The following is a 20552-nucleotide window of genomic DNA, read 5'->3' as shown; positions in this document are numbered from 1 at the left end:
ATATACGGCCTGACCCGCCGCAATCGCGAGCAGGGGCACTCCCACCGGGATTTTCCCCAACACTTTGAAATCAATTGTGGGAGCGAGCCTGCTCGCGATGCGGGCCCCCGCACTCCGGCGGTAACAGGCACACGCCAAGCAACGGCCTATTTTTGCCAAATACGCAACAGTCCTTTCACGAATCCACTCTTTTTCCCCTCCCCGTTCAGCCTTATCTTTGCGCCACCAAACAGCACTTGCCAAGCAAGAAGGTTTTAAAGATGTCCAACTCCATGGGTATTGCCAGCGCTTTCGTTTTGTCCTCATTGTTCCTTTCCCCACTCGCCATGGCTGAAGAGTCCCTGACCTTCGCCACCCGCAACGCTGAACGCGCTGCGGCGTTCGAAGCCTATCAGGGTGAGATGACGGCCAAGGCTCAGGACGCTGGCCAGACCCCGCAAGCATCGACGCTCCACGCCCAGCCCGAGGCCGGGAAAGACAGCTGACCCGCTGCAGAATTCTATTTCCCTCGACACTTTTCATCGGCTCTTCCCTTTGAAAAGTTGTCTTCAAGCCGCTGCTACCAGCGGCTTTTTTTCGCCTGCCAATTCTTGCAATAAGTGCAACGATAGGCAAAACGGTCCACTACCTGCTTAACTCTGTAGGAGCGAGCTCGCTCGCGAAAAACGTTAACGATAACGCAGGCTGTCTGGAACAACGCGATGCCTCGACGTTCTTCGCGAGCAAGCTAGCTCCTACAAATGCCCAACCGAAGTTCACGCAGACCTCATGCCCATGACCGCCAGTCGCCTCCCTCAATTTTCAGGCAAGACCGGTCGACCTGAACTCATGGTGATCCTCGGCAGCACCCTGACGGTCATCGCGATTCTCGGCATCGTCACCTTCCTGCTGATCCGCGAACATGCCGGAGCGAAGGAGACCGCCACCCGCAGCGCAACCACCATTGCGCAACTCATCGATGCCGACGTGTTGCGCACCGTCGAGCTCTACGACATGACCCTGCAAGGCCTGATCGCTGCCGCGCAACGGGACGACCTGCGCCAGGTCTCACCGCAGATCCGCCACCTGGTGCTGTTCGACCGCTCCACCACGGCCCGATTCAAAGGCGACATCCTGCTACTCGACAAGCATGGCGAGGTCCTCGCCGACTCATCCCTGATCGAGCCCCGGCCAGGAAATTTCGCCGACCGCGACTACTTTCAGGCCCACGTCACCAACACCGGCAGCGGCATGTACATCAGTCGCCCGTTCAAGCCCCGCTGCGATTGCGAGGACAGCAATGAATGGCGAATCAGCTTCAGCCGTCGTATTGCCTCGTCGACCGGGGAGTTCCTGGGGGTAGCCGTGGCATCAATGCGCCTGACCTACTTCGACCAGCTGTTCAACAGCCTGTACATCGGCAGCGACAGCACGCTGAACATCATCGACGACGCAGGCATCCTCCTGGCGCAGAAGCCCTACCTGGAGCATGACTCGATCGGCAAGAGCTTCGCCACCCGCCCCAATGTCGTGCGCATCCTGCGCGAAGGCAGTGGCAGCTTCGAGAGCGTTTCGAGTATCGACGGCCGGCAACGCCTCTATACCTTTTCCCGGGTTGGTAATCTGCCGCTGACGGTCATCGTCGCGCTGTCCGGCAACGACGTGTTTGCCGCCTGGCGGCGCACGGCGCTGGTGATCAGCGGGGCTACGGGCGTGCTGTGCATTGGCTTGCTGTGGCTTAGCTGGTTGCTGTGTCGGGAACTGCGTTTGCGCCATCAAGCCGAGCAGGAACTGGCGCAACTGGCCGCCACCGATTCCCTGACCGGGGTCGCCAACCGCCGGATCCTTGACCTGACCCTGCGCCACGAATGGTTTCGCGCACAACGCTCAGGCCAGCCGCTGTCGGTGCTGATGATCGACGCCGATCACTTCAAGGCCTTCAATGACCGTCATGGGCATCAAGGCGGTGACGAGGCATTGCGCACGATCGCCAAGGTAATCGCGGCCAATGTACGGCGTCCTGCGGACCTGGTGGCGCGCTACGGTGGCGAGGAGTTTTCGGTGATCCTGGCGGAAACTGACAGCACGGGTGCCCGGCAGATTGCCGAAAAGATCCGGATGGCGGTGCAACAGTTGCCGAAGACGGAGGGAGACGAGCTACCCATGACCGTCAGTATCGGTATCAGCACCTGGACTACCCAGACGGATGTGACCCTGGAGCAACTGCTGTTTGCAGCGGACAAGGCGCTGTATCAGGCCAAGGAGCAGGGGCGCAATCGGGTAGTGGCAGGCAGTTGATGGTTTCGCTGCCCCGTCAGGCCTCATCGCGAGCAGGCTCGCGCCCACAGGGAAGGACGCGGTTTAATTGTGTGAGCGAGCCTGCTCGCGATGACGCCGGATCAAGCAACGAAATGTTTGTTAAGAGCCATAAAAAAAGGCCACCCGAAGGCAGCCCTTAAAAACTAGAGAGGTTTTTACTTACACGGCCGCAACTGGACGCATGTAAGAGATCGGTGCAGTGCTGGCGTCTTCGAAAGTCACGACTTCCCAAGCATCTGTCTGCTCAATCAACTTGCGCAGCAGCTGGTTGTTCAATGCATGCCCGGACTTGAAGCCCTTGAACTCACCTATCAGGCTATTGCCCAGCAGGTAGAGGTCACCAATAGCATCGAGGATCTTGTGCTTCACGAATTCGTCTTCATAGCGAAGGCCGTCTTCGTTCAGTACGCCATCCGCGTCGACCACAATAGCGTTTTCAACGCTGCCGCCGAGTGCGAGGTTGTGCTTGCGCAGGTACTCGATATCACTCATGAAACCAAAGGTACGGGCGCGGCTGACTTCTTTTACAAACGAAGTGCTGGAAAAATCCACGCTTGCACTTTGTGTGCGGTCACGGAAAACCGGGTGATCGAAATCGATCTCGAAACTCACCTTGAACCCTTCGAAAGGGACGAAAGTGGCGCGCTTGTCGCCATCTTCCACTGTCACTTCACGCAGGATGCGGATGAATTTCTTGGCGGCGTCCTGTTCTTCCAGGCCAGCCGACTGAATCAGGAATACGAAAGGTCCAGCGCTACCATCCATGATTGGAACTTCGGACGCGGAGAGCTCGACGTAGGCGTTATCGATGCCCAGGCCAGCCATGGCCGAGAGCAAGTGCTCCACCGTATCCACTTTGGTGTCACCACTGACCAGCGTGGTCGACATCGTGGTTTCACCAACGTTTTCCGCGCGGGCAGGAATCTGCACCACAGGGTCGAGATCGGCACGACAAAACACAATGCCGGTGTCGATAGGTGCGGGCTTGAGGGTCAGGTATACCTTCTCCCCGGAGTGCAGGCCTACACCTGTGGCACGGATAATATTTTTCAGTGTGCGTTGTTTAATCATGGCTTGGGCCGCTTCAGCGCAAATTGCGAACTGGTATCAACAAAGGCTGGCGATAATAGCAGACCAGACCTTTGCTGAACACCAATCACCTTCATAGCCCTGATACATTCCATCAATCGGCCTGACGACGCAGGAAGGCCGGGATGTCCAGGTAGTCCAGGTCATCTTGCGGATTCATCTTCGCGGCAGTCGCTGCACCGGCCTGGGCCTGGTTGCGCATGACGGTCGGACGGTCCAGATCACGGTAGTTCACGGCAGGAGCTTCCTGACGAGCGGGCGCGTGTTGCTGTGGCTGCGAGGTCACGGAGGTGTGCATGGTGTTGTCGATGACCTTCACCGGCTTCTCGATTTTCGCGCCCAGGCCGGTCGCTACTACAGTCACGTGCAGCTCGTCGCGCATGTCCGGATCGATAACGGTACCGACCTTGACCATGGCGTGCTCGGAAGCGAAGGCTTCGATGATGCTACCCACGTCGGAGTACTCACCCAGGGACAGGTCAGGACCGGCGGTGATGTTCACCAGGATGCCGCGTGCACCTTGCAGGTTCACGTCTTCCAGCAACGGGTTGCGAATGGCCGCTTCGGTGGCCTCGCGTGCACGGTTCGGACCGCTGGCGCAGCCAGTGCCCATCATCGCCATGCCCATTTCGCTCATCACGGTACGTACGTCGGCAAAGTCGACGTTGATCATGCCGGGACGCTTGATGATGTCGGAGATACCGCGAACGGCACCCGCCAGTACATCGTCAGCCTTGGCGAAAGCCGACAACAGGCTTGCGTCCTTGCCGAGGATGGTCAGCAGCTTCTCGTTGGGGATGGTGATCAACGAGTCGACGCTTTCAGACAGCAGACGGATACCTTCGTCGGCGATCTGCATGCGCTTGCGGCCTTCGAAAGGGAACGGACGGGTCACGACAGCAACCGTCAGAATCCCCATTTCCTTGGCCACTTCGGCAATGATCGGGGCCGCACCGGTACCGGTACCGCCGCCCATGCCGGTGGTGATGAACAACATGTTGGTGCCTTGCAGCACTTCAGCAATACGCTCGCGGTCTTCCAGCGCGGCTTGACGGCCGACTTCCGGATTGGCGCCAGCGCCGAGGCCCTTGGTCACGGCTGTGCCCAATTGCAGGATGGTCCGCGCGCCGACGCTTTTCAGCGCTTGGGCATCAGTGTTAGCGCAAATGAATTCGACGCCTTCAATGTTGCTCTTGGCCATATGGTTGACAGCGTTGCCGCCGCCTCCGCCAACACCGATAACTTTAATAACCGGGCTTGCGGGGATGTTGTCTACGAGTTCGAACATTTTCCCTCTCCTTTACATTCTCTAGTTTTTTCGCCTACTGCTTTTACTGCGGTGCTGCGGTAATTCTTTAGAAGTTGCCCTGCACCCAGCTCTTGATGCGATCGAGCAAAGCGGGTTTGGCTTCTTCATTGCTATAGCCGTCGCGGCTGCTGATGCCGGAGAACGAAATCCCGTCAGACTGCTTTTGCAGGCCGTACATCAACAGGCCAACGCCAGTGGAATAGATCGGGTTGCGCACCACGTCATCCAGGCCCTTGACGCCATGCGGCACGCCCAGGCGGACCGGCATGTGGAAAATTTCCTCGGCCAGTTCGACCGCGCCTTCCATTTTCGAGGTGCCACCGGTCAGCACGATGCCGGCCGGGATCAGGTCTTCGTAACCGCTGCGACGCAGCTCGGCCTGGATCAGGGTGAAGAGTTCGTCGTAACGCGGCTCGACCACTTCGGCCAGGGCCTGGCGGGACAGCTCGCGCGGTGGCCGGTCGCCAACGCTTGGCACCTTGATGGTCTCGCCAGCACCGGCCAGCTTGGCCAGGGCGCAGGCGTAGCGGATCTTGATTTCTTCGGCGTACTGGGTCGGTGTGCGCAACGCCATGGCGATGTCGTTGGTCACCTGGTCGCCCGCAATCGGGATCACTGCGGTGTGACGGATCGCACCTTCGGTGAAGATGGCGATGTCGGTGGTGCCGCCGCCAATGTCGACCAGGCACACCCCCAGCTCTTTCTCGTCGTCGGTCAGGACCGAATACGCCGAAGCCAGTTGCTCGAGAATGATGTCGTCGATTTCCAGGCCGCAGCGACGCACGCACTTCTCGATGTTCTGAGCAGCGTTGACCGCGCAGGTGACCACGTGGACCTTGGCTTCCAGACGGACGCCGGACATGCCCAGGGGCTCACGTACGCCTTCCTGGTTATCGATCACGTAGTCCTGAGGCAGGGTGTGCAGCACACGCTGGTCAGCCGGGATCGCCACGGCCTGGGCAGCGTCAAGAACCCGCTCGAGGTCGGCGGAGCTGACTTCGCGATCACGAATCGCCACGATGCCGTGGGAGTTCAGGCTGCGGATGTGATTACCCGCCACGCCGACGAACGCCGAGTGGATCCGGCAACCGGCCATCAGCTGCGCTTCTTCGATTGCGCGCTGGATCGATTGCACGGTGGACTCGATGTTCACCACCACGCCTTTTTTCAGGCCACGGGAAGGGTGCGTACCGATCCCGACGATTTCCAGCGTGCCATCGTCCGCGACCTCGCCGACCAGCGCCACCACCTTGGAAGTGCCGATATCCAGACCGACGATCATTTTGCCGCTTTGCACGTTTGCCATGGGTCCTGCCTCTTCTTAATTCTTCGCGACAGCGGGTTGGGCTGTCGTGGGCGCTGCAGGTTCCCGCCAGCCAACAGCGAGGCCGTTGGCATAGCGCAGATCGATGCGCGCAATGTTCGTAATCTGTTCTTTAAGCGTCTTGTCATAGATGGCGATAAAACGACGCATCTTTTCCAACAGGTTGCCGCGTCCCAGCAGCAACTCGATGCCTGGGCCTGCACTGCCGGCTCCGGTGGTCAGGAACCAGCTGCCGCGTTCACGCAGTTCCAGCCGTGCAATCGAGAAGCCCAACGGCCTGAGCATCTGGCTCAGCACCTGGTACTGCTGCATCACCTGCTGCTGGGCCCGTTGTGGACCGAACAGCTGTGGCAGGTGTTCGTAGTTCGCCAGCTCACGCGGGGTGAACGCCTGGCCCTGGTTGTTAAGCAACGACTCATCGCCCCAACGGGCCACCGGCAGCTGCTCTTCCAGGCGAATCACAACCTGGTCCGGCCATACCCGCCGCACTTCGGCGTGGGCGATCCAGGGCATTTGCTCCAGTTCGGTACGCATGCTCGCCAGGTCGATGGTGAAGAAGCTCGCCGCCACAAAAGGGGCGATCCGCTGCTGCACTGCTTGCTGGCTGATGTAGCTCAGGTCGCCTTGTACCGCGATCTTGCTAATCGGCCGGTCAGCGTAAGGCAGCAAACGCTGCGCACCTTCGTAAGTACCGAAACCCAGGGCGACCAGCAGCACTGGCCAAAACAGGGCTTTGAGAAAACCGAAGTTGGCTTTCGGCAGGCGCGCGGACATCGGCTCTTTGGCCACCATTCGGCTTGCACCCCGCGGCACCGGCTTGCGGCCGGGCGGTGCGGGAGGCTGATGTCTCAGCTGGGCGCCTTGCATGGTCTTAACCTCGCGGCTCTAGGCTGGCGGCCAAAATGGCCAGAACCAGTTGCTGGAAATCCAGACCGGCTGCACGGGCCGCCATCGGCACCAGGCTGTGATCGGTCATGCCCGGCGCGGTATTGACTTCGAGAAACCAGAACTGCCCATCGGCGTCCTGCATCACGTCTGCCCTGCCCCAACCGGCGATACCCAGCGCCTCACAGGCTTTCGCCGTGAGGTCGATCAATTCTTTCTCTTTGTTGCTGTCGAGCCCGCACGGGATCCGGTACTGGGTATCGGAGGCCACGTACTTGGCGTCGTAGTCGTAGAAGCTGTGCGGTGTGCCCAGGGCAATCGGAGGCAACACCTGGTCACGCAGGGTGGCGATGGTGAACTCCGGACCTTGAATCCATTGCTCGACCAACACTTGCGAATCGTAGGTACTGGCCGCTTTCCAGGCGTCGATCAACTCGGACGTGGAAGTCACTTTGGCCATGCCGATACTTGAACCTTCATGGGCCGGTTTGACGATCAAAGGGAAGCCCAGTTCCGTCGCTGCAGAAATACAATCGGCCTCGCTGCACAACACGGCGTGACGTGGCGTCGGAATGCCGAGGCTGTGCCAGACCTGCTTGGTGCGCAACTTGTCCATGGCCAGCGCGGACGCGAGGATGCCACTGCCGGTGTACGGGATGCCCAGGCATTCGAGCAGGCCCTGCATGCTGCCGTCTTCACCGCCACGACCGTGGAGAATGTTGAAGGCGCGGTCGATCTTTTCGCTCAGCAGGCGTTGCAACAAATCGTCGCCCACGTCGAGACCAAACGCATCCACCCCGGCGCTTTGCAGCGCCTCGAGCACGGCGCTACCCGATTTCAGGGAAACCTCGCGCTCGGCGCTCCGGCCACCGAACAGCACGGCCACCCGACCGAAGTCTTTCGGCGCGATGGTGGAAAAGAGGTTGGCGTATGCAGCGGTCATTTCAACTTCCCCACGCTCGGCGCAGCAACGGCGCCAACGAATAACGGACTGTTCAGCAGTTTCGGGGCGAGGCCACCGATATCACCCGCGCCCTGGCACAGCAAGATGTCGCCGGCACGCAGCAGTGGCTTGACGATCGGTGCAAGGTCAACGCCGCGCTCGATGTAGATCGGGTCGAGCTGACCACGCTGGCGGATGCTGTTGCACAGCTTGCGGCTGTCGGCGCCCGGGATGGGTTCCTCACCGGCCGGATAGACTTCCATCAGCAGCAGCACGTTGGCGTCGGCCAGTACATTGACGAAATCGTCGTACAGGTCGCGGGTGCGGCTGTAGCGGTGCGGCTGGTAGACCATCACCAGACGGCGCTCCGGCCAGCCACCGCGCACGGCCTTGATCACGGCGGCGACTTCGGTCGGGTGGTGGCCGTAGTCATCCACCAGCATCACGTTGCCGCCCTCTACCGGCAGTTCGCCGTAAACCTGGAAGCGTCGGCCGACACCCTGGAAGCCCGACAGGCCCTGGACGATGGCCTCGTCGCTGACGCCTTCGTCGGTGGCGATGCAGATGGTCGCCAGGGCGTTCAATACGTTGTGATTGCCCGGCATGTTCACCGAGACATCCAGCGGCTCGCGCTCAGGGCGTAGCACGGTGAAGAAGGTCTGCATGCCCTGCTGGCGCACATTGATTGCGCGCACGTCGCAGTCATCGCCGAAGCCGTAGGTGACGGTCGGACGCTTGACCAGTGGAAGGATTTCGCGCACCACCGGATCGTCCAGGCACACTACCGCCAGACCGTAGAACGGCAGGTTGTGAAGGAACTCGACGAAGGTCTTCTTCAGCTTGTTGAAGTCGCCGTCGTAGGTCGCCATGTGATCGGCGTCGATGTTGGTGACCACGGCCACCAGCGGCTGCAAGTGCAGGAAACTGGCGTCGCTTTCATCGGCCTCGGCGATCAGGTACCGGCTGGTACCGAGCTGGGCATTGGTGCCTGCTGCATTCAGACGACCGCCGATGACGAACGTCGGGTCCAGGCCACCTGCGGCGAACACCGAAGCGATCAGGCTGGTGGTGGTGGTTTTGCCATGGGTACCGGCGACGGCAATGCCGTGACGGTAGCGCATCAATTCAGCCAGCATTTCGGCGCGCGGCACCACCGGGATTCGACGCTCCAGGGCGGTGGCGACTTCCGGGTTGGAGGTGTTCACGGCGCTCGAAGTGACCAGCACATCGGCCGTAGCGGCGTTCTCGGCGCGGTGGCCGATATAGATGTGGGCACCGAAGGATTCCAGGCGCTCGGTCACCGGCGATGCCTTCAGGTCGGAACCGGACACTTCATAACCCAGGTTCAACAACACTTCGGCAATGCCGCACATGCCCACGCCGCCGATACCGACGAAGTGGATGCGACGGATGCGGCGCATCTCCGGATGAGGCATGGCTTTCTGATTCTCAACCATGGGCCACCTCCAGGCAGGTATCGACAACGTTACGGGTAGCATCTGGTTTGGCCAGGCGGCGGGCTGCGGTGGCCATGTCATTGAGTCGTTGCGGTTGCATCAGGACCTCTGTCAGGCGTGCGGCAAGATCCGCAGCGCCGGTCGTTCTTTGTGGCATCAGGAAGGCAGCGCCTTCACGGGCCAAATAATCGGCGTTGCGGGTCTGGTGATCGTCGATGGCATGGGGCAAAGGCACCAGCATCGAGGGCAGACCGGCGGCAGCCAGTTCACTGATGGTCAGCGCGCCTGCGCGGCACACCACCAGGTCGGCCCAGCCATAGGCTTGGGCCATGTCTTTGATGAAAGGCTGCACCTGCGCCTCGACGCCGGCAGCGCGATAGCGCTCTGCAGTCACTTGATCGTGGTTTTTGCCAGCCTGATGGAACACTTCCGGGCGCAGGTCGGCAGCGACTTGGGCCAGGGCTTCAGGCAGCAACTTGTTCAATGGCTCTGCACCCAGGCTTCCGCCCAGGATCAGCAAACGCGCTTTGCGACCGGCCAGGGCCGAACGCGGTGTTTCGAGGAACAGTTCGGTACGCACCGGGTTGCCAGTGGTACGGCGGCTGTCCGACAGGGTAAAGGTGTCGGGGAAGGCTTCACACACCCGGGCGGCCAACGGCACCAGCAACCGATTGGCGGTACCGGCCACCGCGTTCTGCTCGTGAACGATCACTGGCACGCCGGCCAGTTTGGCAGCAACGCCACCAGGACCGGTCACATAGCCACCAAAGCCGACCACGCAGACCGGCTGCAGCTGGCGAATGATCGCCCGCGCCTGCCAGACCGACTTGAGCAACATGACCGGAGCCTTGAGCAGCGACAACTTGCCCTTGCCACGCAGACCACTGGCATTGATGCGGTGCAGCTCGATACCGGCCATCGGTACCAGTTCGTTCTCGATGCCACGCGGGGTGCCGAGCCAGTGCACGGTATAACCGCGGGCCTGGAACTCGCGTGCACAGGCCAGCGCCGGGAACACGTGGCCGCCGGTGCCGCCCGCCATGATCAGCACGTTAGCGCCCATGGGTCGGCTCCTCGGCGAAGTCGCTTTCCTGGAATTCCATCTCTTCGCTGCCAAGATGGGTTCGACTCTCCCATTCGATGCGCAGCAGCAGGCCCAGGCACGCACAGCAGATCACCAGCGAGCTGCCGCCATAGCTGAGGAACGGCAGGGTCAGGCCCTTGGTTGGCAACAGGCCGACGTTCACGCCGATGTTGATCAGGAATTGACCGATCCACAGGAACGACAGGCCATAGGCGATGTAGGCGGCAAAGAACTGCTTGGCTTTTTCCGCCCAATAACCGATGTACATCCCGCGCACACAGACGAAGGCAAACAGCGCAACCGTGAACAGCGAACCAACCGCACCCAGCTCTTCGGCCAGGACCGAGAACACGAAGTCGGTGTGGGCTTCCGGCAGGTAAAACTGCTTTTGCACGCTGTTGCCCAGGCCAACGCCCAGCCACTCGCCGCGACCGAAAGCGATCAACGCCTGGGACAGCTGGTAGCCGGCGCCAAACTGGTCAGCCCATGGGTCGGCAAAGTTGGTCAGACGCGCCATCCGGTAAGGCTGCATCTGGATCAGCAGCACGACGGCGCCGACTGCCAGCAGCACCATCAGCAGGAAGCGGAACAACCCGACCCCGCCGAGAAACAGCATGGCCGCAGCGGCACCCATCATCACGACGGTGGCACCGAAGTCCGGCTCCATCAGCAACAGGCCGGCCATCGGCAACAGCACGATGAACGGTTTGAAAAAGCCCATCCAGCTTTCACGTACTTCTTTCTGGCGCCGCACCAGGTAGCCGGCGAGGTAGATCACCACGAACACCTTGGCGATTTCGGAAGGCTGCACGTTGAAGAAGCTGAAGCCGATCCAGCGCATCGAACCGTTCACTTCACGGCCAATGCCGGGAATGATCACCATCACCAGCAAGCCGAACGCGCCAATCAGCATCAGCCAGCCCAGACGCTGCCAGGTGGCGATCGGGATCATCATGGTGACGATGCAGGCGCCCAGGCCCAGCACCACATAGATCAGGTGGCGGATCATGTAATAGAGGGCGCTGCCCGACTGTACGGCAGCGACTTCGGTCGACGCCGAGGCAATCATCACCAGGCCCAGGCCCAGCAATGCCAGGCACCCGGCGAGCATCGGGAAGTCGAGATCGATGCCGCGCCCGGTAATGATCGGCGACGGGTACGGCTTGATGATATTAAGCAGGCTCATGCCAGATCCTCCACAGCGCGGACGAACTGGTGACCACGGTCTTCGTAATTCTTGAACATGTCGAAACTGGCGCAGGCCGGCGACAGCAGCACCACGTCACCTGGATGGGCGGCGGCGCGGCATTGTTCCACTGCCTCGACCAGGGACCCGACGCGGATCAGCGGCACACGGTCGCCAATGGCTGCACCGATTTTGTCGGAGTCACGGCCCATCAGGATCACGGCACGGCAGTTGGCTGCCACCGGATCGCGCAAGTCGGTGAATTCTGCCCCCTTGCCGTCGCCACCGGCGATCAGCACGACCTTGCCGTCGATATCGGCGCCCAGGCCTTCGATGGCTGCGAGTGCGGCGCCTACGTTGGTGGCCTTGGAGTCGTTGTAGTAGCCCACGCCATCCAGGTCGCGGACCCATTGGCATCGGTGTTCAAGGCCGGCGAAGGTGTGCAGGCTCGACAGCATGGCGTCGAACGGCAGGCCCACGGCGTGCCCCAGCGCCAATGCCGCCAGGGCGTTGGATTGATTGTGGGCACCGCGAATCTTCAACTCGCGCACCGGCATCAGGTTCTGAAATTCGAAGGCCAGGTACTTCTCGCCGTCTTCTTCACGAATACCGAATGCCTTGAAATCAGGTTTGCTCAGGCCGAAGGTCCAGCATGGCTGGCCTTCGCCCATCAGCGGACGGCTCAGGGCATCCTGGCGGTTGACCACGAACTGGCGGGCGCCGCGGAAGATCCTGTGCTTGGCCAGGTGATAGGCCGGCAGGCCGCTGTAGCGGTCCATGTGGTCTTCGCTGACGTTGAGCACGGTCGCCACTTCAGCGCCGAGATTGTCGGTGGTTTCCAGCTGGAAGCTCGACAGTTCCATGACATACAGCTCGACGTCGTCGGCGAGCAGGTCCAGCGCCGGCGTGCCCAGGTTCCCGCCGACCGCCACGCGCTTGCCGGCCGCTGCGGCCATCTCGCCGACGAGGGTGGTCACGGTGCTTTTCGCGTTGGAACCACTGATGGCGACTATCGGTGCCTTCGCGTTACGCGCGAACAGCTCGATGTCACCGGACAATTTCACCCCACGGGCGGCGGCGGCCTGCAAGGCCGGGGTCGCCAGCGCCAGGCCGGGGCTCACGTAGAGCTCGTCGGCACGGCACAGGAACTCGACGTCAAGCTCGCCACAACGCACTTCCACGTGCGGATAGTCACGCTTGAGCGTGGCCAGTTCCGGTGGATTTTCCCGCGTGTCGGCGACAGCAAACGACGTGCCCCGGTTCGCCAGGAAGCGAACCAGGGACATGCCGCTCTTGCCGAGGCCGACAACGATGCGGAAGTGGTCAGAAGCGATCAGAGACACTCGTTCTACCTCAGCTTCAGGGTGGCAAGGCCAACCAGTACGAGAATCACGGTGATGATCCAGAATCGGACGATCACGCGCGGCTCGGGCCAGCCCTTGAGTTCAAAATGGTGGTGTATGGGTGCCATGCGGAACACCCGGCGGCCGGTCAACTTGAAGGAGGCCACCTGGATGACCACCGACAGGGTTTCCATCACGAACACACCGCCCATGATGAACAGGACGATTTCCTGACGGACGATGACCGCGATGGTTCCCAGGGCAGCGCCCAGCGCCAGCGCGCCGACGTCACCCATGAAGACTTGGGCCGGATAGGTGTTGAACCAGAGGAAGCCCAGGCCCGCACCGATCAACGCGCCGCAGAATACGATGAGTTCACCGGCACCCGGCACATAAGGAATCAGCAGGTATTCGGCGAATTTCACGTTACCCGACAGGTAGCAGAAGATCCCCAGCCCGCCACCGACCATCACGGTCGGCATGATCGCCAGGCCATCGAGACCGTCGGTCAGGTTGACCGCATTGCTCGAGCCGACGATGACGAAGTAGGTCAGGACAATGAAGCCCGCGCCCAATGGAATGCTGTAGTCCTTGAGCATCGGCAGGATCAGCGTGGTTTCCACAGGCGTGGTGGCGGTCATGAACAGGAAGATCGCCGCGCCCAGGCCGAATACCGACTGCCAGAAGTATTTCCAGCGGCTCGGCAGGCCACGGGAGTTTTTCTCGATCACCTTGCGGTAGTCATCCACCCAGCCGATCGCGCCGAACAGCAGGGTCACCAGCAATACGGTCCAGACGTAGCGGTTGCTCAGGTCAGCCCAGAGCAAGGTGCTGACGCCGATCGAAGACAGGATCAGCGCGCCGCCCATGGTCGGGGTGCCCGACTTGGACAGGTGCGATTGCGGACCGTCGTTACGAACCGATTGGCCGATCTGACGCTTCTGCAGGGTACGAATCATCCACGGGCCATAGCACAGCGAAAGGACCAGCGCGGTCAGCACACCGAGAATCCCGCGCAGGGTCAGGTACTGGAAGACCGCGAAGCCTTTGTAGAACTGTTGCATGTACTCCGCTAGCAGCAGCAGCATTAATGTTTCTCCAAACTGGACCCGCACAAAGCGGCAACGATGTTTTCCATCGCAGCGCTGCGCGAGCCCTTGATCAAAATGGTGGTGTTGGTGTCTTGCTCGGCGCCGAGGGCCTGGATCAGTTCAGCCTGAGTGCTGAAGTGACGGGCGTGCTCGCCAAACGCGGTCACGGCGTGGGCCATCATTGGCCCAACAGCGTAAAGCGCGCTGACTTTGCCGCGGGCGTATTCGCCCACGTCGCGGTGCCCCTGCTCCGCCCAGTCACCCAACTCGCCGATATCCCCGAGCACCAGAACGGTGCGGCCGGAAAAGCCGGCGAGTATATCAACGGCGGCGCACATGGAGGTGGGGTTCGCGTTGTAAGTGTCATCGATGACGCGCATGCCGTTGCTGGCCAGCTGCGCAACGGTGCGACCCTTGACCGGTTGCACCGCGCCGAGGCCGGTGGCAATGCCGAACAGGGATACACCCAGCGCATGGGCAGCGGCTGCGGCAGCCATGGCATTAGCGACGTTATGGGTGCCGAGCAGGTTCAATTGAACACGCTCCACACCGTCGGGACTGTGCAGGTTGAACGCCGGGCAGCCGCGAGCGTCGCGATCCAGATCACTTGCGTAGAAGTCGGCCGCGACATTGCTCAGGGCAAAGGTCAGTACTTTGCGACCGGCTGCGCGGGTCTTCCAGATTTCAAAAGCCTTGTCATCTAGATTGAGCACGGCGACGCCGTCGGCATCCAGCCCTTCGATAATCTCGCCCTTGGCCTCGACGATTTTTTCCGGCCCGCCAAACTCACCCACGTGGGCAGTCCCGGCGTTATTGAGCACGGCGACATGGGGCTTGGTCATCGCAACGGTGTAGGCAATTTCGCCGAGACGCGAAGCACCCAGTTCGATCACGGCAGCGGTATGTTCCGGCGCCAGTTCGAGCAAGGTCAGGGGCGCGCCCAGGTCGTTGTTCAGGTTGCCGCGGGTGGCCAGCACGGGACCACGGGTGCGCAGGATGCTTGCAAGCATTTCCTTGACCGTGGTCTTGCCGCTGGAACCGGTAATGGCCGCCACGGGCTGGGTGAACGCGACACGGTTGATCGCGCCCAGTTGACCGAGGGCCTGGCGGGTGTCTTTGACCACCAGTTGCGCCAGCGGGCTGTCGGCGATTTCACGCTCGACCAATGCCGCTACTGCGCCTTTGGCGGCGACGTCATTGAGATAGTCATGCCCGTCAAACCGCGGACCGGTCAGGGCCACGAACAGCTGGCCCGGCTGGATCGCGCGGCTGTCGATGCTGACGCCGTTGAAGCTCGCATCGGCACTGACCAGGCGGGCGTTCAGCGCGCCGGTGAGTTCGCTCAATTTCAAGGCTTCAAGCACGGGCCACCTCCCATGCGGTCAGGGCGCGATCGGCCTCGACCAGGTCGGAGAACGGCTGACGTTCGCCGTTGATTTCCTGATAGTCCTCGTGGCCTTTGCCCGCCAGCACGATGACGTCATCGGCCGAGGCACCGGCAATCAGCTGGGCAATCGCCTGGCCACGACCGGCAACGAAGGTTACGTTATCCACAGCGCTGAAACCGGCACGAATGTCGTCGAAGATCACCGAAGGGTCTTCGGTACGCGGGTTGTCATCGGTGACCAGCACGCCGTCCGCCAGACGCTCCACCACTTCCGCCATCAGCGGGCGCTTGCCGCGATCACGGTCACCGCCGCAGCCGAACAGGCACAACAGGCGCCCTTTGGCGTGTGGGCGCAGGGCCATCAATACTTTTTCCAACGCATCCGGTGTGTGGGCGTAATCGACCACCACCAACGGTTGAGTGCCGCCGCCCAGGCGCTGCATGCGACCGGCCGGGCCTTCAAGTTTCGGCAGCACCTTGAGAATTTCGTCGAGCGCGTAATCCAGGCCGAGCAAGGCGCCGACTGCGGCCAACACGTTGCTCAGGTTAAACCGGCCGAGCAATGTGCTGCGCAAGTGATGCTCGCCCTGAGGCGTGACCAGCGTGGCGCGCACGCCTTCGTCGTCGAAATGCGCTTCACGGCAATAAAGGTAGGCGCGGGCGTCTTCGAGGCTATAGGTGATCAGTCGCGACTCGCGTTTGTCAGCGGCCAGCTGGCGGCCGAACTCGTCGTCGAGATTCACCACGCGGCATTTCAGGTCATTCCAGGCAAACAGCTTCGCCTTGGCTTCACCGTAAGCCTGCATGGTGCCGTGGTAATCGAGGTGATCGCGGGACAGGTTGGTCATCACTGCCACGTCGAACGCCAGGGCCGTCACTCGCCCCTGATCCAGACCGTGGGAGGACACTTCCATGGCCACGGCCTTGGCCCCGGCTTTCTTCAAGTCGGCGAGGGTCGCCTGTACGGCTATCGGGTTCGGCGTCGTGTGCAGGCCGCTTTCCAGGGCGCCGTAGAAACCGCTGCCCAGGGTGCCAACAATGCCGCAGTGCTGACCGAGCAGGTCCAGAGCTTGCGCGACCAGCTGGGTAACGCTGGTCTTGCCGTTGGTGCCAGTGACGCCGACCAGGTTCAGGTGGCGGCTCGGGTCACCATAAAATCGCCCGGCGATGTCCGACAGCTGCGCTGCCAGGCCCTTGACCGGAATCAGCGGCACGTCAGTGATCGGCAGCACGGTAGCGCCTTCAACCTCATAGGCCACGGCCGCGGCGCCGCGCTGCAAGGCATCGCCGATGTGCGCACGGCCGTCGAACTTGCCGCCAGGCACGGCCAGGAACAGGTCGCCAGCCCGCACATTGCGGCTATCAAGGGTCAGTTCGCGGATCAGCAGATCACGACCGGCGTGGGCAAATATCTTGTTCAGACTTAGAGACATCAGCCGCGCCCTCCATTGGCTTTCAGCGGAACAGCCGGGGTGGCATTGGCCTGCTGGACCGGAGGCAGGTTGTCAGGAGTGATGTTCATCAGGCGCAAGGTCCCGGACATCACTTTGCTGAACACTGGCGCCGATACCAGACCGCCGAAGTAACCGGCTTTGCTTGGTTCATCGATGACTACAACGATTGCGTACCGCGGGTCGCTCATCGGGCCGAAGCCGGCGAACAGCGATCGGTAGGAATTCTCGGCGTAACCTTTGGTGCCAACCGAGGTTTTACGTGCGGTACCCGACTTGCCGCCCACGTGATAAGCCGGGACCTGTGCACGGAACACGCCGCGCGGGGCTTCGATCACTTGTTGCAGCATGGTCTGCATGGTCTTCGCGACTGTCTCGGGCAATACCTGGGTGGTCTGCGGGGCCTTGTCGGTCTTGATCAGCGTCAGTGGCGCCAGGCGACCGTTGTTGGCCAGGGCTGAAAACGCGTGCACCAACTGGATCGCGGTCACGGAAATACCGTAGCCGTAGGACAACGTGGCGGTTTCAGCCTTGCGCCATTCGCGGTAGTTCGGCAGGTTGCCGACGCGCTCGCCCGGGAAGCCAAGGCCGGTGTCCTGGCCGAGGCCGACTTTCTGCGCCAGGCGGAAAATGGTTTCGCCGCCAATGTCGAAGGCGATCTTGCTCATGCCGACGTTACTGGAGTTGATCAGGATACCGGTCAGGTCGAGTACCGGTCCCTCGGACTTGGATACGTCCTTGATGGTGTATTTACCGATCTGCAAGCTGCCTGGATAGACCTCGACGGTATCGGTCGGTTTCCAGCGCCCGGATTCAATCGCGGCGCTCATGGAAATCGCTTTCATGGTCGAACCCGGCTCGAACACGTCGATCATTGCGCGGTTGCGCATCATCGCCGGCTGCAGGTTGCGACGGTTGTTCGGGTTGTATGTTGGCTGGTTGACCATGGCGAGGATTTCGCCGGTCTTCACATCCATGATCACCAGGCTGCCGGCCTTGGCGCCATTCTCGATGATTGCGTTGCGCAGCTCGCGGTTGGCCAGGTATTGCAGGCGCAGGTCAATGGACAACGCCAAGGGCTTGCCGGCCTTGGCGTTTTTGGTGACCTGTACATCCTTGATCAGTCGGCCGCGCCGGTCCTTGATGACCTGGCGCTTGCCCGGGACACCCGCGAGCCATTCGTCATAGGCCAGCTCGACTCCTTCGCGCCCGTGGTCGTCGATATCGGTGAACCCGACCATGTGCGCGGTGACTTCACCGGCAGGATAAAAACGCCGGAACTCTTCGATGCCATAGACGCCGGGTACTTTCAGGTCGAGTACCGACTGCCCCTGCTCCGGGGTCAGGCCACGCACCAGGTAGATGAATTCCTTGTTGGCCTGGGCTTCGAGACGCTCGCTCAGGGCTTTCGGGTCCTGGCCCAGAGCCGCCGCCAGTGCTGGCCACTTCTCTTTGGCCTGTTGCATTTCCTTGGCGTTGGCCCACAGCGTGGTGACCGGCGTACTGACGGCCAAAGGCTCGCCGTTACGGTCGGTGATCAGGCCACGGTGAGCCGGAATGGGAATGTGACGAACGCTGCGCGCATCGCCCTGGCCTTTAAGGAACGCACGGTCAACGATTTGCAGGTCAATGATACGCCAGCAGATCGCCGCGACCATGACGCCGAGCAAGCCCAGTACCAGGCGAAACCGCCATGGGAACAGTGCGCCCTCGAGTTTCATCATGGCGCCACCATTTGCACTTCAGCTGCGCCGGGAATGCGCATCTTCAGTTGCTCTGAGGCCAGAACTTCGATTCGGCTGTGTGCGGTCCAGGTACTCTGCTCGAGAATCAGCCGCCCCCACTCCGCCTGCGCCTTGTCGCGCACGCTCAATTCGTTGTACAGCGAGTTCAGCAACTGGCGGTTCCAGTGGGCACTGTAGGACACGCCGATAGCCGACACGAGCACACCGACAAATAGCAGCAGCATGAAAAAGCTTCCGCCGGGAAGTGGCTTGGCGAAAAGCTTGCTCACCGCAACTTCTCCGCGACACGCATGACGGCGCTACGGGAACGTGGGTTGGCTTTGAGTTCGGCCTCGGAGGCGGACTGCGCTTTGCCATGGACTTTGATTTTCGGCTCGAAGGCCACATGCCGCACCGGCAGGTTGCGCGGCAGGTTGTCCGCTTCGCCTTTCACCAGCTTGCGCATGAAGAGCTTGACGATGCGGTCTTCCAGGGAATGAAAGCTGATCACTACCAGGCGGCCGCCGATTTCCAGGCACTCCAGGGCGGCTTCGAGGCCAGCCTCCAGGTCGCCCAGCTCGTTGTTGACGTGGATACGCAAGCCCTGGAAAGCACGGGTGGCCGGGTTCTTGCCCTTCTCCCATGCCGGGTTAGCGACTTTCAGGACTTCAGCCAGGTCGCCGGTGCGCTCGAATGGCTTGATATCGCGACGCTCAGCGACGGCTCGAGCCATGCGTCCGGAAAAACGTTCTTCGCCGTATTCCTTGAACACCCGGGCAATCTCTTCCACCGGCGCGGTGTTGACGAATTCGGCAGCGCTGATCCCTCGCGAAGGATCCATGCGCATGTCCAACGGGCCGTCGTTGAGGAAACTGAAACCGCGCTCAGGGTCGTCAAGCTGCGGGGAAGACACGCCGAGGTCCAGCAGGATCCCGCTGACCTTGCCGGCCAGCCCGCGCTCGGCCACTTCCGAGCCCAGCTCGGCAAAGCTGCGCTGCACAACGACAAAGCGGCCGTCTTCGGCCGCCAGCGTTTGCCCAGTGGCAATCGCTTGAGGATCTTTGTCGAATCCCAGCAACCGGCCATCGGGCCCCAGCTGGCTGAGGATCAAACGGCTGTGTCCGCCGCGTCCGAACGTACCGTCCAGATAGCAGCCATCAGGACGTACGGCGAGAGCCTCCACGGCTTCGTCAAGCAGTACGGTGATGTGGTTGAAGCCGCTATCAATAGTCACAGAATTAAATCACGCAGTTCATCAGGCATGGCGCCCGGTTGTTGAATAGCAGCCAGGTCAGCGGCAGAAACCGCATCCCAGGCATCCTCGTCCCATAATTGGAACTTGTTCAGTTGGCCTACCAACATCGCGCGCTTATCCAACTTGGCATATTCACGCAAACGCGGCGGAACCAGAAAACGACCACTGCCATCGAGCTCGAGGTCGACGGCGTTACCAATCAGTAAACGTTGCAGGCGGCGGTTTTCTTCGCGAAGCGAAGGCAGTGCGCGCAATTTGGTTTCAATAATTTCCCACTCATCGAGGGGGTAAACACACAAACAGGGATCAACGGCATCGATCGTGACGATTAACTGCCCGGAACTACGCGAAACGAGCTCGTCGCGATACCGGCTCGGCATAGCGAGACGGCCTTTTGCGTCGAGACTGATAGCGTTAGCTCCGCGAAACACGTCAGCGTTTCTCCAAATTTTAGCGTTTTGAGCTCAAAAAACCCACTTCATGCCACTTTCCGCCACTTGCGCACACTATAGGAATGCGCCCACCACACCGTCAAGGCGCGCGGTAAAGGAAAAGTCTTACATAACTGTGATTTAAGAGCGCAAAAGGGGGGGCAACGAGAATCTGACGCATAATCTTGCTCAATAACTTGAACCAGCACTGAAGGCTGCGCCCGGAAGTTAAAGTAGTTTGTTAAGTGTAAGATTTTTTTGGTATTACGAAAGTGCTTCTGCTGAGGTTTCTGGA

18 protein-coding genes are annotated in these 20552 nt (G+C 61.1%); 2 read left to right on the top strand and 16 right to left on the bottom strand.

Annotation, left to right across the window (positions count from 1 at the left end; translation table 11 throughout):
* Positions 1–260: 260 nt before the first annotated feature.
* On the top strand, positions 261–485 hold the full coding sequence (locus AAEZ05_RS19355) for a hypothetical protein (protein ID WP_045059297.1): 225 nt from the start codon (positions 261–263) through the stop codon (positions 483–485).
* A 289-nt stretch (positions 486–774) separates the two neighbouring features.
* A complete protein-coding gene (locus tag AAEZ05_RS19350) occupies positions 775–2277 on the top strand; it encodes a sensor domain-containing diguanylate cyclase (RefSeq protein ID WP_205891612.1) in 1503 nt (500 codons plus the stop codon).
* Between the two features lie 180 nt (positions 2278–2457).
* On the opposite strand, the gene lpxC is transcribed toward AAEZ05_RS19350, so the two are convergent.
* The 16 genes from lpxC to mraZ form a co-directional block, all read right to left on the bottom strand.
* Positions 2458–3369 (bottom strand): UDP-3-O-acyl-N-acetylglucosamine deacetylase, encoded by a 912-nt coding sequence (gene lpxC / locus AAEZ05_RS19345; protein ID WP_045059296.1) that lies wholly within the window; start codon positions 3367–3369, stop codon positions 2458–2460.
* Positions 3370–3481: 112 nt separating this feature from the next.
* The gene (gene ftsZ / locus AAEZ05_RS19340) at positions 3482–4675 is read right to left on the bottom strand and encodes a cell division protein FtsZ (RefSeq protein ID WP_045059295.1); all 1194 of its coding nucleotides are present in this window, start codon (positions 4673–4675) and stop codon (positions 3482–3484) included.
* Positions 4676–4742: 67 nt separating this feature from the next.
* Positions 4743–6002 carry a cell division protein FtsA gene (gene ftsA / locus AAEZ05_RS19335; RefSeq protein WP_045059294.1) on the bottom strand — a complete coding sequence of 420 codons (1260 nt, stop codon included), beginning with the start codon at positions 6000–6002 and terminating at the stop codon, positions 4743–4745.
* Between the two features lie 15 nt (positions 6003–6017).
* Entirely contained in the window at positions 6018–6887 is an 870-nt protein-coding gene (locus tag AAEZ05_RS19330) for a cell division protein FtsQ/DivIB (protein ID WP_045059293.1), read from the bottom strand.
* Between the two features lie 4 nt (positions 6888–6891).
* On the bottom strand, positions 6892–7848 hold the full coding sequence (locus tag AAEZ05_RS19325; protein ID WP_350648473.1) for a D-alanine--D-alanine ligase: 957 nt from the start codon (positions 7846–7848) through the stop codon (positions 6892–6894).
* Positions 7845–9305 carry a UDP-N-acetylmuramate--L-alanine ligase gene (gene murC, locus AAEZ05_RS19320; protein ID WP_350648471.1) on the bottom strand — a complete coding sequence of 487 codons (1461 nt, stop codon included), beginning with the start codon at positions 9303–9305 and terminating at the stop codon, positions 7845–7847. Before murC ends, AAEZ05_RS19325 begins: the two co-directional genes overlap by 4 nt.
* Positions 9298–10368, bottom strand: coding sequence for an undecaprenyldiphospho-muramoylpentapeptide beta-N-acetylglucosaminyltransferase (murG, locus tag AAEZ05_RS19315; protein WP_350648469.1), 1071 nt, complete (start codon positions 10366–10368; stop codon positions 9298–9300). The genes murC and murG overlap by 8 nt, the downstream gene beginning before the upstream one ends.
* Complete coding sequence (gene ftsW, locus AAEZ05_RS19310) at positions 10358–11575, bottom strand: putative lipid II flippase FtsW (RefSeq protein WP_045059289.1); 1218 nt, start codon at positions 11573–11575, stop codon at positions 10358–10360. Before ftsW ends, murG begins: the two co-directional genes overlap by 11 nt.
* Positions 11572–12918 (bottom strand): UDP-N-acetylmuramoyl-L-alanine--D-glutamate ligase, encoded by a 1347-nt coding sequence (gene murD / locus AAEZ05_RS19305; protein WP_225569530.1) that lies wholly within the window; start codon positions 12916–12918, stop codon positions 11572–11574. Before murD ends, ftsW begins: the two co-directional genes overlap by 4 nt.
* 5 nt (positions 12919–12923) lie before the next feature.
* Complete coding sequence (gene mraY, locus AAEZ05_RS19300) at positions 12924–14006, bottom strand: phospho-N-acetylmuramoyl-pentapeptide-transferase (protein ID WP_045059287.1); 1083 nt, start codon at positions 14004–14006, stop codon at positions 12924–12926.
* Positions 14006–15373, bottom strand: a complete 1368-nt coding sequence (locus tag AAEZ05_RS19295) for a UDP-N-acetylmuramoyl-tripeptide--D-alanyl-D-alanine ligase (RefSeq protein ID WP_350648466.1) — start codon at positions 15371–15373, stop codon at positions 14006–14008. The genes mraY and AAEZ05_RS19295 overlap by 1 nt, the downstream gene beginning before the upstream one ends.
* On the bottom strand, positions 15366–16829 hold the full coding sequence (locus AAEZ05_RS19290; protein WP_205891607.1) for a UDP-N-acetylmuramoyl-L-alanyl-D-glutamate--2,6-diaminopimelate ligase: 1464 nt from the start codon (positions 16827–16829) through the stop codon (positions 15366–15368). Before AAEZ05_RS19290 ends, AAEZ05_RS19295 begins: the two co-directional genes overlap by 8 nt.
* The gene (locus AAEZ05_RS19285; RefSeq protein WP_350599906.1) at positions 16829–18568 is read right to left on the bottom strand and encodes a peptidoglycan D,D-transpeptidase FtsI family protein; all 1740 of its coding nucleotides are present in this window, start codon (positions 18566–18568) and stop codon (positions 16829–16831) included. Before AAEZ05_RS19285 ends, AAEZ05_RS19290 begins: the two co-directional genes overlap by 1 nt.
* On the bottom strand, positions 18568–18861 hold the full coding sequence (gene ftsL, locus AAEZ05_RS19280; RefSeq protein WP_045059283.1) for a cell division protein FtsL: 294 nt from the start codon (positions 18859–18861) through the stop codon (positions 18568–18570). The genes AAEZ05_RS19285 and ftsL overlap by 1 nt, the downstream gene beginning before the upstream one ends.
* Positions 18858–19805: a 16S rRNA (cytosine(1402)-N(4))-methyltransferase RsmH gene (gene rsmH, locus AAEZ05_RS19275; RefSeq protein ID WP_045059282.1), complete on the bottom strand. Its 948-nt coding sequence runs from the start codon at positions 19803–19805 to the stop codon at positions 18858–18860. Before rsmH ends, ftsL begins: the two co-directional genes overlap by 4 nt.
* Positions 19802–20257: a division/cell wall cluster transcriptional repressor MraZ gene (gene mraZ, locus AAEZ05_RS19270; RefSeq protein WP_008147486.1), complete on the bottom strand. Its 456-nt coding sequence runs from the start codon at positions 20255–20257 to the stop codon at positions 19802–19804. The genes rsmH and mraZ overlap by 4 nt, the downstream gene beginning before the upstream one ends.
* Positions 20258–20552 lie beyond the last annotated feature (295 nt).

Source organism: Pseudomonas sp. HY13-MNA-CIBAN-0226, assembly GCF_040310305.1.
GTDB lineage: Bacteria > Pseudomonadota > Gammaproteobacteria > Pseudomonadales > Pseudomonadaceae > Aquipseudomonas > Aquipseudomonas gregormendelii.
Note: the sequence above shows the minus strand (reverse complement) of the source record. Positions and strands in the feature narration are given on the sequence as shown.